Source organism: Neorhizobium sp. BT27B, from assembly GCF_050455485.1.
Lineage (GTDB): Bacteria > Pseudomonadota > Alphaproteobacteria > Rhizobiales > Rhizobiaceae > Neorhizobium.
On the sequence record NZ_JBCIYT010000007.1, the window covers coordinates 68,874 to 84,168 of the forward strand.

The window sequence follows — 15,295 nt, forward strand, 5'->3', positions numbered from 1 at the left end:
AGGCCTGGAAGCTTGTTGCCTCCAGGCCTTTTGTTATTCGGTTACCCTGAAAGGGTTCAGGCCGCCTTTGTCTCGCGAGAGACTGCGAGTGCCTGTGCCACGGCCTTGCGGATATCCGGCAGGGCAAAAGGCTTGTCGACCACGTCGATCACCTTGGTCATCAGGTCGTCGGCACGCTCGCGCTGTTCGGCATAACCGGTCATCAGCAGGATGCGCAGATCCGGAAATTTTGCAGATGCCTGATGCGCCAGCTCGATGCCATCCATCACCGGCATGCGGATGTCGGAAAGGAGAAGGTCGAACGGACCTTCATCGAGAAGGGCAAGCCCTTCGGCGCCATCGGCCGCTTCGCAGGTTTCGTGACCGTCCAGTCGCAGCGCACGAGCCACGAAACGACGTAGCGAATCCTCATCCTCGGTGATCAGGATCTTGGCCATGTCCATATAACTCCCGTGCTTCAATTCGGGACCCAAATGACCAGTCTTTCCTTTGCAAGGAGTAAACATCGGGCACATGGGGAAGGAACGTGGTTAACAGGCCGTGTCACTGTGTCAGCTTATGCGGCCGTCACGCTTGCGTTTCAGCATCCCCGGTGACGACACCGACGAATGGCAGTTCGCGGAACGCGTAGGCCACGTCCATGCCATAACCGACCACGAAATAATCCGGGCATTCGAAACCGACATAGTCCGCCTCGAGGTCTTCCTTGCGCTTGACGCGCTTGTCGAGCAGCACGGCGATGGTGACGTTGCGGGCGCCGCGTTCGAAGAGCAGTTCCTTGGCGAATTTCAGTGTGCGGCCGGATTCGAGAATATCGTCGATCAGCAGAACGTCGCGGCCATGCACGTCGCTGTCGATATCCTTGACGATGCGAACGCCCTGCGAAACCGTGCCGGTGCCGTAGCTCGACAGCGTGATGAATTCGACCTCGGGAGCAAGATCCACATCATGCATGGCGCGCAAAAGGTCGGCCGCGAAGATGAAGGAGCCCTTCAGGATGGCGATGACCAGCAGATCCTTGGTCGGACCCTTGGCAATCCTGGCTGCGATATCGTGGTTGCGCTCGGCAATCTGCTCGGCAGTGTAGAGCGGTTCGATATTTTTTCCGCGGACCACGGGCATTGGCATCTCCTTCGGCCAGTTGGGCTCGACTTCAAAGCGGGGCCGATAGCACAATCAGGGGCGCGGAGCATCACCTTCGACGAAGGAAAGCCGCAACTCCGGCTTTTTTCCACCGGCATAGGCCATGCGCGCCGAAAATCCGCGGCTTTCGCGGGCACCGATCATGGCCGTTGGTGGTGCAATAAGCGTCTGCCCCACCACCTTGCCGCCGGACACCAGTTCGGCGCGGATCGGCGACAGCGGATGGCTGTTGGCATCGCCATTCTCGATGATGCCGGTGATCAGCAGCGCCTGCATGCCGTTGGCGTCCTGCGGCGTCAGGTTGACATGAGTGATGCCGAGACCGCGGTTTTGGGCTGCATCGGCTCTATCGCCGCCAATCAGGGAAAATCCGCCAGAAAGGCCAAAAACCAGCACGAAAACGAGCGCAACGATGGCGGAGAAGAAATCCGCCGACATGCGCATGAGAGCGTGCTCAGCGCGCTCCACAATGCGTGCAACGAAACCGGCCTGCGGCGGCATTGAGCGTTGACTTGCGGCCGGGCGACGGGTGGTGCGGCGATTGTCGTTGCGCGGTGCGGCTTCGAAAACCCGGCGATGTGCCGTATCACCAACGGTCACGAATTGGGCATCCACGACCTCATCGCCAGCCTTGCGGCCCTGCGCCTGCGGCCTGCGGCTTGGCGCCGGCGGCAGAATGTCGTAGGCATCGGTCGTCTTCTCTTGGCGTGAACGGAATGCGCTCATGGCTTCTCCGGCCTCCTCGCGCCCCGTTATCCCCGAGAGTTGAGAACCACGGACAAGCGGGGCATTGAAACGAATCCCGCCCAGAAGTAAATTTAAATGGTTAATGCTTCGCAAAGACGGTGCTCAAACCGCCTCTTTCCGCGGTTGATTCATGCTCTGTAAACCTCCAGCGTTTACGCACGCGGAAAACCAAAACCTGATGGACGGGACGATCGGTTGATCCATTTCGAAAATGTCGGTTTGCGGTATGGAATGGGCCCGGAAATTCTCCGGGACATGACGTTCGACATCCCGAGCGGCTCTTTCCAGTTCCTGACCGGCCCCTCCGGTGCCGGCAAGACCACGCTTCTGCGCCTGCTCTTTCTGTCGTTGCAGCCGACCCGCGGCCTTATCCGCATGTTCGACCGCGACCTGTCGCAGATCCCGCGCAGCGAAATGCCGATGCTGCGTCGGCGCGTCGGCATCGTTTATCAGGATTTTCGCCTTCTCGATCACCTGACCACCTATGAGAACGTCGCCCTGCCCTTGCGCGTGCGCGGCAAGGACGAATCCTCCTATCGCAACGACGTCATCGAACTGTTGAAATGGGTCGGCCTCGGCGAACGCATCAATGTTCTGCCGGCTGTCCTCTCCGGTGGTGAAAAGCAGCGTGCTGCCATTGCCCGCGCCCTGATGGACCAGCCGGAAATCCTGTTGGCCGACGAGCCGACCGGTAACGTCGATCCACCAATGGCACGCCGCCTTCTCAACCTGTTTCTGGAGCTTAACCGGCTCGGCACCGCCGTCGTCATCGCCACCCATGATCTGGCCTTGATGGACCAGGTGGATGCGCGCCGCATGATCCTCACCGAAGGGCGGCTCGATATCTATGAATGAGTTCGAGCGCATCAGGCGATCGAGCCTGCCTAAAACGGAGAGCAAGCGGGCGATCCCCGCCACCGACGACCTGCCCGAACAGCAGCCGCGGCGCGCGGAAATGCAGGTGCGCCCAACGGGGCCGATCCTGCCGCCCTCCAACATTCAGGGCAATGCGCTGATGGTGGTGATCGCCATCATGTCGTTTCTCGCCTGCCTGACGCTTGGCGGCGTCAGCATGGTGCGCGCCACGGCATCCAGTTGGGAAAGCCAAATTTCCCGCGAGATCACCATCCAGATAAAGCCGGATGACGGGCTGGACATGAATGCCGCGCTCGCCAAGGCGCGTGACCTTGCCTTGAGCTTCGTCGGCACGACCAACGGTACGATCATGGACGACAGCGCCACCGCGCGCCTGCTCGAACCTTGGCTCGGCAGCGGCCTGGACCTCAAGGAACTGCCGGTCCCACGTCTCGTCATCATCACCATAGATGAAAGCAACCCGCCCGATTTCCAGGCCATGCGCGACCGGCTTCATGCGGAAATTCCGCAAGCCTTTCTCGATGACCACCGCACCTGGGTCGACCGTCTGGTTTCCATGGCAAAAACCACCGTGATGATCGGCGGCGGCATTCTCATCCTGGTTTTTACGGCGATGATCCTCACCGTCGTTTTTGCCACACGCGGTGCATTGTCCAGCAACCGGCATATCGTCGAGGTTCTGCATTTCGTCGGCGCCGAAAGCGGTTTTGTTGCCCGTGAATTCCAGAAGCACTTTTTGAAGATCAGCCTGAAAGGCTCGGCCGCCGGCGGCGCATTGGCTGCATTGCTGTTCGCTATCGCCAGCTTCTGGCAGAGCCGTTCGCTGGCAACACCGGAAAGCGATCAGGCAACAGCGCTGTTCGGAACGTTCACGATCGGCATGGGCGGTTATCTCGGCATCATCGCCACGATCGTCATCATCGCTCTTCTGACGACCCTCACCGCCCGCTTCACCGTGATGCGCACGATCGACGAGATCGACCTGATCCGCTCCGATCCCGCCCGCTCGGACGGCCTGCCCGCTTCGTGACGGGAGCGCCGCGACGCGGCTCCGAAATATAGCCCTGTTCTCGCCACGAATCTCGGTCTATGGACAGAGCATGACACCCGGTTCGACGAACAACGATCAGGAACCTCATCCAGCGCCGGGACGCTGGAAACGCAGAGGTTGGCTTTCACGCCGAAGTCCGCTGCGCCGGTTCGGGCGCTGGGTCATTTTTGCCTGTCTTGTGCTGATCGCCCTGTTCTGCGGCGGATTTCTCTGGTTTGCCAACGAGGTTACATCGCTCAAGACGCCGGACGGCGTGAAGGCTGATGCGATCGTCGTGCTGACGGGCGGTTACCAGCGCATCGATCAGGCCGTCGGCCTGCTGCGGGATGGTGCCGGGAAACGGCTTCTGATTTCAGGCGCCCACCCCTCTGCCACCCCCAACCAGATCCGCAAGACCACACAGGTCTCAACCGACCTGTTTTCCTGCTGTGTCGACATCGGTTATGACGCAATCGACACGATCGGCAATGCCAACGAGATCATCCGCTGGATCCATGATCACGGCTATCGGTCGGTCGTTGTGGTGACCAATAATTACCATATGCCGCGCAGCCTGCATGAACTGCGCCGCCGCGATGTCGAAACCGATTTCATTCCCTATCCGGTCATCAACTCGGACCTTGCGCGAAAAGCCTGGTTTGCCGATCCCGATGCTCTGCGCATCATGCTGGGTGAATACGGCAAGATGGCCGCCGCCATGCTGCGCGACTGGGCCGGCATGAACCAGGGCAGCGGGCTGAGAACCGACGGTGAAGACGAAACGCCCAAGGCCAAATCCGGCTGACAGGGATTGGTGCTGCACCGACAAGCCTGCTTTCCTCACCGCCCGATATCGTGTAGGCACCGCACACCTCACTATCCGGAAATGCATCCATGCTGCTCTTGCGTTCGATCCTCTTCAATACGGCGTTCTACATCAACATCATCGCCCGGATGGTCATATTCTCGCCGGTCTATTTTCTGTTGGACCGCAAGAAGGCCCTGTTCGTCCCAAGGGGATGGGCGTCGTCGTCGAACTGGCTGATGGCCAAGATCACCGGCGCAACCTTCGAGATCGAGGGACTGGAAAACATTCCAGAAGGCGGCTGCATTTTTGCGCCCAAACACCAGTCGGCCTGGGACACATTCGCGCTCCTGCCTTACCAGCGCGATCCCGTCTATATCCTGAAACGTGAACTGATGTGGATTCCGCTGTTCGGCTGGTATGTTGCCAAGCAGCGGATGATACCGGTCAATCGCGGCGCCCGCGGCAAGGTCATGGTCGAGGTGATGAAGCGCACCAAGCAGGAGATGGATGCCGGCCGTCAGCTGATCATCTATCCCGAAGGTACCCGCCGCGCACCGGGCGATACACCCGACTACCGCTACGGCATCGCCCGCATCTACCGCGACATGCAGGTGCCGGTCGTGCCGATCGTTGCCCATTGGGGCCTGTTCTGGGGTCGCCGCAAGCTGATCAAGCATGGCGGCCACTTCAAGGTGCGCATCCTGCCGGCGATCCAGCCGGGCATGGAGCCGGACGCATTCTTCACCCACCTGATCGCCACGCTGGAACAGGCAAGCGACGAACTGCTGCTGCAGACCGCGATCGACAATCCGAACCTGCCGCTGCCGCCGACTGCGGTGAAGCGCCTTGCCGAACTGCAGGCCCAGACCGTTTCCTGATCAGCGAGCGCCGAAGGCGGCGGCATCGTGCCGCTGCAACGCTTCCACACGGCTGCCCACACCTTCAAGCCACAGGTCACGGATACCCATCTCGCGCAGGTGCGTCAGCGTGTTGAGCACATAGGCATCGTTCGGGCCTGACTGGCCGGCGGAGGCATGCACGATGCGTGACGCCTCCTCGACGCCAAGAGCGCCGGCATACTGCTTGTGGGCGCGATCCACGACATAACCGACCGCCTGAGTCTGACGCCCGTCGGCAAGCACCAGCGGCAGCATCCGCTCCAGATAAACCTTCGTCACAAGTTCGCGTTCGTGCAGATAGGCCATGACCGGCTCACGCAACTCGCCACGCACCTTGAAGGCGACGCCGCGGCAGGAGCCACCGCGATCCAGCCCCAGCACAAGCCCCGGATTTTCAGGCGTTCCGCGATGCACGAAGGACCGCACGCAGAGCGACCTGCGATATCCGAATGCACGCGCGGCAAGCCGCTCCTCATACTCGAAGCCCGGATTCCACATCAACGAGCCGTAGCCAAACACCCAAAATTCGTCCATATCCGACGCAACACCTCTGCAATCGAAGCACCATTGGAGAACATCATGGCAGCGTCAAGCCGGCGGAGCGTCAGCGGCAAAATTTGGGCCCTTGGCATCATCATCATTCTGGTGATCGGCGTTTATACCGGCGGCTGGTTCTATGCCGCTTCGCTTCTCAAGGAGCGCACCCTCACCCTGCTCGGCAGCCAGCAACAGGCCGGCGTCAATGCCGAATGCGCCGATGCAGAATATCGCGGTTACCCGTTCCGCATCGGCCTGTTCTGCTCGAAAGTCTCGGTGGACGACCGCAACAATGGCGTCTCCGCCGTTTTCGGAGGCCTGCGCTCGGCAGCACAGGTCTACGATCCGAAACACGTCGTCTGGGAACTGGACGGGCCATCGGAGATCCGCACCAGCCATGGCCTGAGCATTTCCTCCAACTGGGAAAGCCTGCAATCCAGCCTGACCGCCAAGGGCCGTGGCGTCGAGCGCTCCTCGACGATCATCAATGCCCTGCAATCGGCAATCGTCTCGTCGGCGACCGGCCAGACATTCAATCTCGCGGCCGCCAATACCGAGATGCACCTGCGCCAGAACGGTGCCGATCTCGATGCGGCGATGACGATCACCAATGCCAGCCTGACCGGCGAAGGCCTGCCACAGGGGCTGCCGGCGCTGACGACCAGCGCCGATGTGGTGCTGACCGGCAAGGCCGGGCTGATCGACGGCAGCGACCGCAATGTCTCGCTTTACGGCGCCGAAGGCGAAATCCGCACACTGTCCGCCGATCTCGGCGAAGGTCGCGTCATTACGCTGTCCGGCCCATTCAGCTTCACCGCCGGCGGTCGCATGAACGGCAAGATGAAGCTGCGGGTGGAAAAGCTGGAAGCGTGGAAGGCAAGCCTGGAAACGATCATTCCCGGCATAGCCCCGATGCTGAACAACGCCACCAACATGCTGTCCGCTCTTGGCGGCGGTGACCGTGCCTCGATCGATTTCACGATCAAGAACGGCAAGGTTCTGGTCGGCGGCTTCATCCAGGTGGGTGAAATTCCGCCGATCTGATTATTTCTTCTGGTCGAGTGCGTGGCGTCCGAAGTCGGGCGCATCGACATCCTGACCGGCCTGGATGATCGACCGGCGGACATCACGGGTGCGGGTGAAAAGCTCGAAAAGCTTGTCGCCCTCACCCCAGCGGATCGCCCGCTGCAGATAGGCGAGGTCTTCGGAAAACCGCGCCAACATTTCGAGGATCGCGTCCTTGTTGTGCAGGCAGATGTCCCGCCACATGGTGGGGTCGGATGCGGCCAGACGCGTAAAATCACGGAAACCCGAGGCCGAATATTTGATGACTTCCGATTCCGTCACCGTCTCCAGATCATCGGCGGTGCCGACGATATTGTAGGCGATGATATGCGGCAGGTGCGAGACGATGGCGAGCACCTTGTCATGGTGCTGCGGGTCCATGTCGTCAACACGCGAACCGAGCGCGATCCAGAAGGCCTTCAGCTTTTCCAGAGCATCCGCGTCGGTATCCGGCAGCGGCGTAAAGATGCACCAGCGATCGCGGAAGAGACCTGCAAAGCCGGCATCGGGCCCCGATTTTTCCGTACCCGCCAGCGGGTGACCGGGAATGAAGTGCACACCTTGCGGCACAAACGGCGCCATCTGGGCGATCACCGATGCCTTGGTCGAGCCGACATCCGTGAGGATGGCGCCCGGCTTCAGGTTCGGTGCGATCTGTTCAGCCACGGCACCGGAGGAACCGACCGGCACTGACACAATGATAAGATCCGCATCCTTCACCGCTTCGGCAGCGGAGGAAACGTAATGCGTGCCAAGCTCAAGCTCTTCCGCTCGCTTAAGCGTCTCGGTGCTGCGGCTGGAAATCACCACCTCATTGGCAAGGCCAAGCGCCTTCACATCGCGAGCGATGGAGGAGCCGATCAGGCCGATGCCGATCAGGGCAATGCGGTTGAACTGCGGATCACTCATGCGCTTCTCGCCATGAACTCACCGAGCGTTTCGATGACGCCACGGTTTGCCTCTTCCGGGCCGACCGTCATGCGCAGCGCGTTCGGCAGGCCGTAACCCTTGACCATGCGCAGGATATAACCGCGGCTGGTGAGGAAGGCGTCGGCATCCGGCGCACGCTTGCCATCCACATCCGGGAAATGGATGAGAATGAAGTTGGTGACGGAAGGCGTAACCTTCAGGCCGATGGTTTCGAACGCGTGGGTGAGCTTGTCGAGCCAGAGCTTGTTGTATTCGACGGCAGTGCCGATGAAGGCCTGGTCGCGCATGGCGGCAGCACCGGCGGCAATGGCCGGAGCATTGAGGTTGAACGGGCCACGCACGCGGTTCATCGCGTCGACGACCTCCAGCGGGCCATACATCCAGCCGATACGCAGCGCCGCCAGACCATAAACCTTGGAGAAGGTACGGCACATCACGACATTGCTGTTGGACGAAACAAGCTCGATACCGGCCTCGTAGTCGTTCTTGCGGACATATTCCGCATAGGCGGCATCGAGAACGAGGATGACGTTTTTCGGCAGGCCCGCCTGCAGGCGACGGATATCGGCAACCGGAACATAGGTACCCGTCGGATTGCCGGGATTGGCGATGAAGACGAGCTTTGTCTTCGGCGTCACCGCAGCTAGGATCGCATCGACGTCGACCGTGTAATCCTTTTCAGGCACGGTCACCGGCGTCGCACCGGCACCCATGATCTGGATCTTGTAGACCAGAAAACCGTGCTCGGTGATAACAGCCTCGTCGCCTGCGCCGAGATAGACGTGGCAGAGCAGGCCGAGCAATTCGTCGGAACCGTTGCCGCACAAAATGTTGGCGGCGTTCAGGCCGTTGATCGAGGCGATCGCCTCGCGCAGCTGATGTGCCTGACCATCCGGGTAAAGTTCGAGATTGCCGGCGGCCTCGCGAAACGCCTCGATCGCCTTGGGGCTGGCGCCGAGTGGCGTTTCGTTGGACGAGAGCTTGTAGACGCGAGCAACGCCCTCCGCATGATCCTTGCCGGGTACATAAGCGGCAATATCAAGGATACCCGGGCGCGGAGCGGGCTTCATCATCTCGGTGCTCATCAGACAGACCTTCCAGGGAATACGCCGGAAAAGCCGGCGAAAGATTGCCTTGAGGCAATAAAACGGAAGCGCCTTTTTGTCGAGTGGGGAACCCTGCTACTCGCGGTTTCGCGTGCTCGGCACGCCCTGCGGCGACAGGACCGGCACGAAGACACGGCGGGATGCGCGTGCCGCAACAGGCAGCCCCTGATACAGCCGCTTTTGCGCCTCCACCACGATGACACCGGAAAACACCGGCCAGAACCGCCGGCCGGCCTGCTCGAAGACGTGGCGTAATTTCAGCAGGAACCGCAGTTTCGATGGTGGAAAAAACAGAGCTTCGGCGCTGGCCGAGGGCGTAAAATTGCTTTCGCGCAGAAGTGACGTGAGCTGGCTGCGCGAATAAGGCCGGCCGGAACCGAAAGGCGTGTGTTCCATGCGCGCCCACACACCACGACGATTGGGCACGACGATGATCAGCCGCCCGCCCGGCGCCAGCACCCGCCAGATTTCCTTCAGGCTCTCACGCGGGTTCTCTGCAAATTCCAGCGAATGCACCAGCAGAAAACGGTCTATCGACGAATCCGGCAGCGGCAGTTCCTCATCGAATACCAGCGCTGTGGAGGAAAATTCGCCCGGCGGCCAGTTCACAGCCCCCTGCCCTGCCGGCATGAAGGCAAAGGTGCGCTCAGTATCCTTACGGAACCGGTCGAGATAGGGAACCGCATATCCCAGCCCGACAAGCCGCTCTTCCGGCAGCCGCGCCCACAGCGACGACAAAGCCATCACGATGGATTGTTCGGCCACGCGGCCAAGCGGGGTTTGATAGAATTCGCGGAGATCGACAATATCGGCGTGCATGGTGATTTTGCTATCAGACGACGGTTGGACTTCAAGACCCCAATCTCTACATTGTTCCCGAAGCCATTCAAACTAGAGAGGCGGATTGATGAAATCCCTGGAGATCGAAGTCTTTTCATGCCGCAGCGACAATTACGGCGTGCTGGTCCATGACCCGGAGACGGGCCTCACCGCATCAATCGATGCGCCTGAGGAAAAACCGATCCTCGATGCCGCCGAACGGCGCGGTTGGTCCATCAGCCATATTTTCACCACCCATCATCATACCGACCATGTGGAAGCCAATCTGGCGCTGAAGGCCCGCTTCGGGCTTGAAATCATCGGCCCGGTCAATGAGGCTGTTGCCATTCCCGGCCTTGACCGCACCGTGGACGATGGTGACGAATTTCTGTTCGGCGAACATCCGGTGAGGGTAATCGAGACGCCGGGCCATACGGCTGGCCATATCTGCTTCCATTTCTCCGAGGACAAACTGCTGTTTTCCGCCGACACGCTGTTTGCGCTCGGCTGTGGCCGTCTGTTTGAGCGCCCGGCCGCCGACATGTGGCATTCGCTGCAAAAGCTCGCCGTGCTGCCGGATGAGACCGCCATCTATTTCGGCCATGAATATACGCTGTCCAATGCCCGTTTCGCGCTCACCATCGACCCGGATAACGAAGCCCTGCAGCGCCGTGCCGTCCAGATCGAGGAACTGCGTGCCGAAGGTCGCTTTACAATCCCGACGATGATGGGACTGGAGAAGGAGACCAATCCCTTCCTGCGTGCCACCGACCCATCGATCCGCCGCAACCTGATCATGGAAGGCAAAACCAACGAGGAAGTGTTTGCCGAGATCCGCAAGCGCAAGGACAATTTCTGATGTCCGACATTCCCTCCGCAAAAGAGATCATCGAAACGCTCGGCATGCAGCCGCACCCGGAAGGCGGCTGGTATGTCGAGACATTTCGCGATGAGCATGGCGCGCCGCGCGGACACTCGACCGCCATCTATTACCTTCTGCAAGCCGGTGAACGCTCGCACTGGCATCGCGTGCGCGACGCGTCAGAAGCCTGGCATTTTTACGCCGGCGACCCGCTTTTGCTGAAAATCTCGACAGATGGCCGCAGCACGGAAACGGTGACACTCGGTATTGACCTTGCGGCGGGACAAAGACCACAGGCCATCGTGCCCGCCAATGCCTGGCAATCAGCCAAACCATTGGGCGCGTTCACGCTGGTGGGCTACACCGTTGCGCCGGGTTTCGATTTTTCGAGTTTCGAAATGGCGCCGCCGAATTGGCAGCCGAACTGAAACCTAAGCGCGATTTTACTCGCCGTGTTTGCGCTTATCGTTACGCACCCAAAAATAAGCGTAGGTCCAGCCAATCGCCGCAATGGAGAGCGGCAGCACGATGAATGCATAAATCTGCAAACCGGTCATCGCATTCTCCTCAAAATAGCCTTACCCGACAAATGTAATATGGCGGCGGCGAAAAGCCAACAGACACCGAAAAACACCAGCGGATATACGTGTGCACTGGACCCCATCGGGGTATAGATAGCTGCGGCTATCGGCGCAAATACGCCCACCGTCAGGCAGGACGTCGATGCCCGATCAAAAGCGTTGGCGATGTATTTCGTCTGCTCATTGTGAACGACCGACACTCCCCAACTCCCCCAAGCTGGATTTCGCTCTATCCCTCACCCGCCGTATTTCGTCGCCTTCACGTAAAGCGGTCCCATCCGCGTCGGAATATAGGCATAGACGGGCGCATAGACATTGGCACCATCCGCCTTGGCAAACCAGACTTCCATCGCAACGGTCTTCAGATATTCGATATCCTTGCGGCCCTTGCGGTAACCGGCTTTCGGCACGTAGCGGATCGAGCAAACGATGACATCGCCCTTGAAGCCGCTCGTGGAGAATTTTTCGGTCCCCTTGGCGGTCAGCACCAGGTCGAGACGGGATTCTCCGTCATAGATCGGCAGTTTGGAGGGGCAGACTTTTGCATCAGCGGGAAAAATCATGCCCGAGAGCGGATCGAGCACGGAGCGCAGGTCGGCATCGCTGATCGGGATCCAGCTTGATGGCCGGGCTTTCGGCTCGGGCTGCACGGTCGTCGAAACGACATTGCCGTTGCGATATTGAACGTCGTAGATCTGCGTCTTCTTGTTGGTCTTGTAGGTCAGCGAATAGGAATTGGCCTGCAGCCTGTCCCGCCCCATCGAACCTTTCACGGTCGTCTCGGCCGAGGTCTTGGCGATGATATCGACGATGCCGGCAGATCGGAAACTGCCATTGATCGTGTAGGACTTGTCATCGAACTCACTGGCGAAGGACAGCTTTGCCACCGGCAGGAGGCCCAGCGAGACACTGTATTCGCTTGTGTGGCGGATGCCGGCCGTGCTGGCGGGGGATGCGACAGCAACGGATACGACGGCGGCGACGAATGCAACGGAAGCCTTGGCGATCATGAACCAGCCTTGGAACGAGAAATGTTGACGTCATATAGACGTGCCACTATGGCAATAAAATAGCGACTTGCGACGCCCGAAGCGGGTTTATCCTGATTCGGTTGAAGGTTTGGCTTGACGCGCGCGGCCCCACTGACTATAGAACCGCAACTTTCCAATCAGGACCAGTTGGATCGGCGCGCCGGACATTGTCCGGAAGTGGCATCCAATTGCAGAAGAACAAAGGTGTACCCATGTCCCGTGTGTGTGAACTGACCGGCAAGGGCGTAATGACCGGCAACAACGTCAGCCACGCCAACAACCGGACCCGTCGTCGCTTTCTGCCGAACCTGTGCCAGGTTACGCTGATCTCCGACGCTCTTGGCCAGCGTTTCCGTCTGCGCGTCTCGGCTCACGCCCTGCGCTCGGTCGAGCATCGCGGCGGTCTCGACGCTTTCCTCGTCAAGGCTGACGAAGCCGAACTGTCGATGCGCGCTCGTCTGCTGCGTCGCCAGATCGTCAAGAAGACCGCTGAAGCTGCATAAGCTTTAGCACTTATACATCATCGGTTCTGGTGAAGGCTTGGGCGTTTATCGCACAGGCCTTTTCCTTTGCTTTATTCCAACTGGTGGCATCACCCAGGATAAAAAAATGCTGACGAAGCGCTCTACCCTTATCTATTCGCTGGTTATGGCGGCCATCGTGGTCGCGTCCAATATTCTCGTCCAGTTTCATCTGACGGGAACACTCTGGGGCATCGCACTTGGCGATCTGCTCACCTGGGGTGCCTTCACCTATCCGGTCGCATTCCTCGTTACCGACCTTGCCAACCGCCAGTTCGGCCCGGCCATCGCGCGCCGCATCGTGTTTGTCGGCTTCGTCGTCGGCGTGGCCCTGTCCTTCTGGCTGTCGGAGCCGCGTATCGCGATTGCCTCGGGCACCGCCTTCCTGATCGGCCAGTTGCTGGATATCTCGGTGTTCAACGAACTGCGCCGCAAGACGTGGTGGAAAGCACCGCTGGCAGCTTCGATGATCGGCACGGTGATCGACACCGTCCTGTTCTTCTCGCTCGCCTTTGCCCCCTTCTTCGCCTTCATCGGCCCGAACCTCGACTTCGCGGTTGCGCCGGCCCCGGTTCTTGGCGTGATGGCGACAGAAGCGCCGCGCTGGATCTCTTGGGCGCTGGGCGACCTCGTGGTCAAGATCTTGGTCGGCGTCGTGCTGCTGCTCCCCTATGGCGCACTGATGAGCATTCTGAAGCCGATGCCGCAGGTTTCCGCGCGCTAGGATCGGACTGCATTTAGAACAATAGGATGACGGAGAACGGCTTCGGCCAGCTCCGTCACCGGCTTGATCGAATCGAGCCGCAGAACGGTTGTCGCCTGTGCCGAGAGCCACGCCTCATGCGCGGCAAGACTGCGTTGCTCCGGCCCTGCGGTATCATAACTTTCCGCCCACCGCAGAAACTGCCGGCTTTTCTCGGCCATGTCGCCACCCGGCTCGATCCGCGCACCATACCGCTGCTGCTCACGCCTGTAGATGCGGCTCATGCGAATGGATGGCTCAAGCCGTAGGAAAACGATCAGGTGATACAGCGGCTCGACCGCCAGCCCCCATTTCAGCGCCGAGCCGGATAGAACCCAACCCTTGTCAGTGGCCGCCTGCGCTCTCAACATGGAGATGCGCGACACCATTTCTCTGGGCGTCGTGAACGGCGGGTCGGTGGGCATCCAGTAAAAATTGTCGGAATCGAGATGGCGGATATCAAGCCGCTCAGCCAGAACGGCGCCCAGTGACGTCGTGCCGGAACCGGATGCACCCGTCACATGAATGCGGAGCATGATCTTTGTCCTTCAGTCAGCAAGGATAAAGACTATGAAAGCAGGCTCAGCGGTTCAAGCGGAATTCCAGCATCAGGTTGCGCTGGAAAATGGAATGGTTGTCGTCGGAGACGATGATCAGGTGCGGCACGCCATCGGCTCCCGCCACCACATCGATGCCTTCCATATTGTCGATCTGCTGGCCGAGATCGGCCTCGATCAGCATCTCGCCATCCACCAGCGCACCTGGCTTCAAACTGTCGCCATCGATGCGGCGGATGCGCATACCGACACCACCGAGCAGGCTGAACGAGCGCTCCAGCAGAACGAGGTCGCCATCCGGAAGGAAAGCGCCATCCGTAATGTCGAACGGGTGATGGCGCTGCACCTTGAACTGGCCCTTGCGCGGCCCCTCCAGAATGGCCGCGTAAAAATTGCCGTCAGCATCGACGCTCTTTTCCGCAGCGACCACGATAGCACCCTGCAACGGACCTTCCTTCGGCGCGGCAACCACCGTCTCCAGGCCGCCATTGGCACGCAACTCGCGGCGCGGGATCAGGAAATCCAGCGTCCTTCGCGGGCGAGAGGTTTCGAAACCCGGATCGGGATAAATATCGACACGATGACGGCGCTCGAAACTGACGATCGCTTCGCCATTGCGCAACGTCACCCCTTCCGCATCGATATCGCCCTTGGAGCGTGGCTCACGCCCACTCGCGTCCACCATAGGCATGATGCGAACATCCTGCATGCCCGACAGGCGCCCCTGCCCGTCACGCTCTATCGAACCCGTCATCCAGTGGCCGGTATCGAGCACGGCAACAAAATTGCGGCCATCCGGCCGGAAGCGGATGCTGGAGACGGCGCCGACAAGGTCGTTGCCGGACGTATATTCGAGGCCCCCGACAAATTCGAGAGCACCGAATTTCGTTTCCGGATTGCCGGCCTTGAATTCGTGGAAGGCACGCGCCTCGATCGGCGCATCAACATCCGCCGCCCGCAAGGATTGCGCGGCGACGGCCACAAAAATGGCTGCGAGCACATGGGCACGAAGCCGGGCGTGTTTTGGGAGCATATGCCGGC

The 15,295-nt window shown here is 60.1% G+C and carries 19 protein-coding genes; 9 read left to right on the plus strand and 10 right to left on the minus strand.

The window, feature by feature from the left end; translation table 11 throughout:
- Nucleotides 1-56 precede the first annotated feature (56 nt).
- The 3 genes from AAIH70_RS19300 to AAIH70_RS19310 all read right to left on the minus strand — a co-directional run bounded on the left by AAIH70_RS19300 (nucleotide 57) and on the right by AAIH70_RS19310 (nucleotide 1,869).
- Nucleotides 57-437 (minus strand): response regulator, encoded by a 381-nt coding sequence (locus tag AAIH70_RS19300; protein ID WP_132277111.1) that lies wholly within the window; start codon nucleotides 435-437, stop codon nucleotides 57-59.
- Nucleotides 438-567: 130 nt separating this feature from the next.
- Nucleotides 568-1,122: a hypoxanthine phosphoribosyltransferase gene (hpt, locus tag AAIH70_RS19305; protein WP_430035172.1), complete on the minus strand. Its 555-nt coding sequence runs from the start codon at nucleotides 1,120-1,122 to the stop codon at nucleotides 568-570.
- A gap of 54 nt (nucleotides 1,123-1,176) precedes the next feature.
- A complete protein-coding gene (locus AAIH70_RS19310) occupies nucleotides 1,177-1,869 on the minus strand; it encodes a hypothetical protein (protein WP_132277115.1) in 693 nt (230 codons plus the stop codon).
- 216 nt (nucleotides 1,870-2,085) lie between these two features.
- On the opposite strand from AAIH70_RS19310, the gene ftsE reads away from it, so the two are divergent.
- The 4 genes from ftsE to AAIH70_RS19330 all read left to right on the plus strand — a co-directional run bounded on the left by ftsE (nucleotide 2,086) and on the right by AAIH70_RS19330 (nucleotide 5,482).
- On the plus strand, nucleotides 2,086-2,745 hold the full coding sequence (gene ftsE, locus AAIH70_RS19315) for a cell division ATP-binding protein FtsE (protein ID WP_132277117.1): 660 nt from the start codon (nucleotides 2,086-2,088) through the stop codon (nucleotides 2,743-2,745).
- A gap of 100 nt (nucleotides 2,746-2,845) precedes the next feature.
- Nucleotides 2,846-3,796: a cell division protein FtsX gene (locus tag AAIH70_RS19320; RefSeq protein ID WP_165932084.1), complete on the plus strand. Its 951-nt coding sequence runs from the start codon at nucleotides 2,846-2,848 to the stop codon at nucleotides 3,794-3,796.
- Nucleotides 3,797-3,866: 70 nt separating this feature from the next.
- A complete protein-coding gene (locus AAIH70_RS19325) occupies nucleotides 3,867-4,601 on the plus strand; it encodes a YdcF family protein (protein WP_132277119.1) in 735 nt (244 codons plus the stop codon).
- 89 nt (nucleotides 4,602-4,690) lie between these two features.
- The gene (locus tag AAIH70_RS19330) at nucleotides 4,691-5,482 is read left to right on the plus strand and encodes a lysophospholipid acyltransferase family protein (RefSeq protein WP_132277121.1); all 792 of its coding nucleotides are present in this window, start codon (nucleotides 4,691-4,693) and stop codon (nucleotides 5,480-5,482) included.
- Here the strand turns inward: AAIH70_RS19330 and AAIH70_RS19335 are convergent, their stop codons facing one another.
- Nucleotides 5,483-6,037 (minus strand): gamma-glutamylcyclotransferase, encoded by a 555-nt coding sequence (locus tag AAIH70_RS19335; RefSeq protein WP_132277123.1) that lies wholly within the window; start codon nucleotides 6,035-6,037, stop codon nucleotides 5,483-5,485.
- Between the two features lie 45 nt (nucleotides 6,038-6,082).
- Between AAIH70_RS19335 and AAIH70_RS19340 the strand changes: the two genes are divergently transcribed.
- Nucleotides 6,083-7,084 (plus strand): DUF2125 domain-containing protein, encoded by a 1,002-nt coding sequence (locus AAIH70_RS19340; protein WP_132277125.1) that lies wholly within the window; start codon nucleotides 6,083-6,085, stop codon nucleotides 7,082-7,084.
- Here AAIH70_RS19340 and AAIH70_RS19345 read toward each other — a convergent pair whose 3' ends face one another.
- The 3 genes from AAIH70_RS19345 to AAIH70_RS19355 form a co-directional block, all read right to left on the minus strand.
- Nucleotides 7,085-8,014, minus strand: coding sequence for a prephenate/arogenate dehydrogenase family protein (locus AAIH70_RS19345; RefSeq protein ID WP_132277127.1), 930 nt, complete (start codon nucleotides 8,012-8,014; stop codon nucleotides 7,085-7,087).
- Entirely contained in the window at nucleotides 8,011-9,120 is a 1,110-nt protein-coding gene (hisC, locus tag AAIH70_RS19350) for a histidinol-phosphate transaminase (RefSeq protein ID WP_132277129.1), read from the minus strand. Before hisC ends, AAIH70_RS19345 begins: the two co-directional genes overlap by 4 nt.
- A gap of 96 nt (nucleotides 9,121-9,216) precedes the next feature.
- Complete coding sequence (locus AAIH70_RS19355; protein ID WP_132277131.1) at nucleotides 9,217-9,960, minus strand: class I SAM-dependent methyltransferase; 744 nt, start codon at nucleotides 9,958-9,960, stop codon at nucleotides 9,217-9,219.
- Between the two features lie 88 nt (nucleotides 9,961-10,048).
- On the opposite strand from AAIH70_RS19355, the gene gloB reads away from it, so the two are divergent.
- Both gloB and AAIH70_RS19365 read left to right on the plus strand, forming a co-directional pair.
- Entirely contained in the window at nucleotides 10,049-10,819 is a 771-nt protein-coding gene (gene gloB, locus AAIH70_RS19360) for a hydroxyacylglutathione hydrolase (RefSeq protein ID WP_132277133.1), read from the plus strand.
- Nucleotides 10,819-11,250 carry a cupin domain-containing protein gene (locus tag AAIH70_RS19365; RefSeq protein WP_132277135.1) on the plus strand — a complete coding sequence of 144 codons (432 nt, stop codon included), beginning with the start codon at nucleotides 10,819-10,821 and terminating at the stop codon, nucleotides 11,248-11,250. Before gloB ends, AAIH70_RS19365 begins: the two co-directional genes overlap by 1 nt.
- Before the next feature lie 389 nt (nucleotides 11,251-11,639).
- Here AAIH70_RS19365 and AAIH70_RS19370 read toward each other — a convergent pair whose 3' ends face one another.
- A complete protein-coding gene (locus AAIH70_RS19370; RefSeq protein ID WP_132277137.1) occupies nucleotides 11,640-12,413 on the minus strand; it encodes a DUF3108 domain-containing protein in 774 nt (257 codons plus the stop codon).
- Between the two features lie 233 nt (nucleotides 12,414-12,646).
- Between AAIH70_RS19370 and rpmB the strand changes: the two genes are divergently transcribed.
- Nucleotides 12,647-12,937 carry a 50S ribosomal protein L28 gene (gene rpmB / locus AAIH70_RS19375; protein ID WP_132277139.1) on the plus strand — a complete coding sequence of 97 codons (291 nt, stop codon included), beginning with the start codon at nucleotides 12,647-12,649 and terminating at the stop codon, nucleotides 12,935-12,937.
- A 106-nt stretch (nucleotides 12,938-13,043) separates the two neighbouring features.
- Nucleotides 13,044-13,679, plus strand: a complete 636-nt coding sequence (locus AAIH70_RS19380) for a queuosine precursor transporter (RefSeq protein ID WP_132277141.1) — start codon at nucleotides 13,044-13,046, stop codon at nucleotides 13,677-13,679.
- Here AAIH70_RS19380 and AAIH70_RS19385 read toward each other — a convergent pair.
- Both AAIH70_RS19385 and AAIH70_RS19390 read right to left on the minus strand, forming a co-directional pair.
- A complete protein-coding gene (locus AAIH70_RS19385; RefSeq protein ID WP_132277143.1) occupies nucleotides 13,676-14,233 on the minus strand; it encodes an AAA family ATPase in 558 nt (185 codons plus the stop codon). The two genes, AAIH70_RS19380 and AAIH70_RS19385, sit on opposite strands and share 4 nt — an antisense overlap.
- A gap of 46 nt (nucleotides 14,234-14,279) precedes the next feature.
- A complete protein-coding gene (locus AAIH70_RS19390; RefSeq protein WP_132277145.1) occupies nucleotides 14,280-15,287 on the minus strand; it encodes an esterase-like activity of phytase family protein in 1,008 nt (335 codons plus the stop codon).
- Nucleotides 15,288-15,295 lie beyond the last annotated feature (8 nt).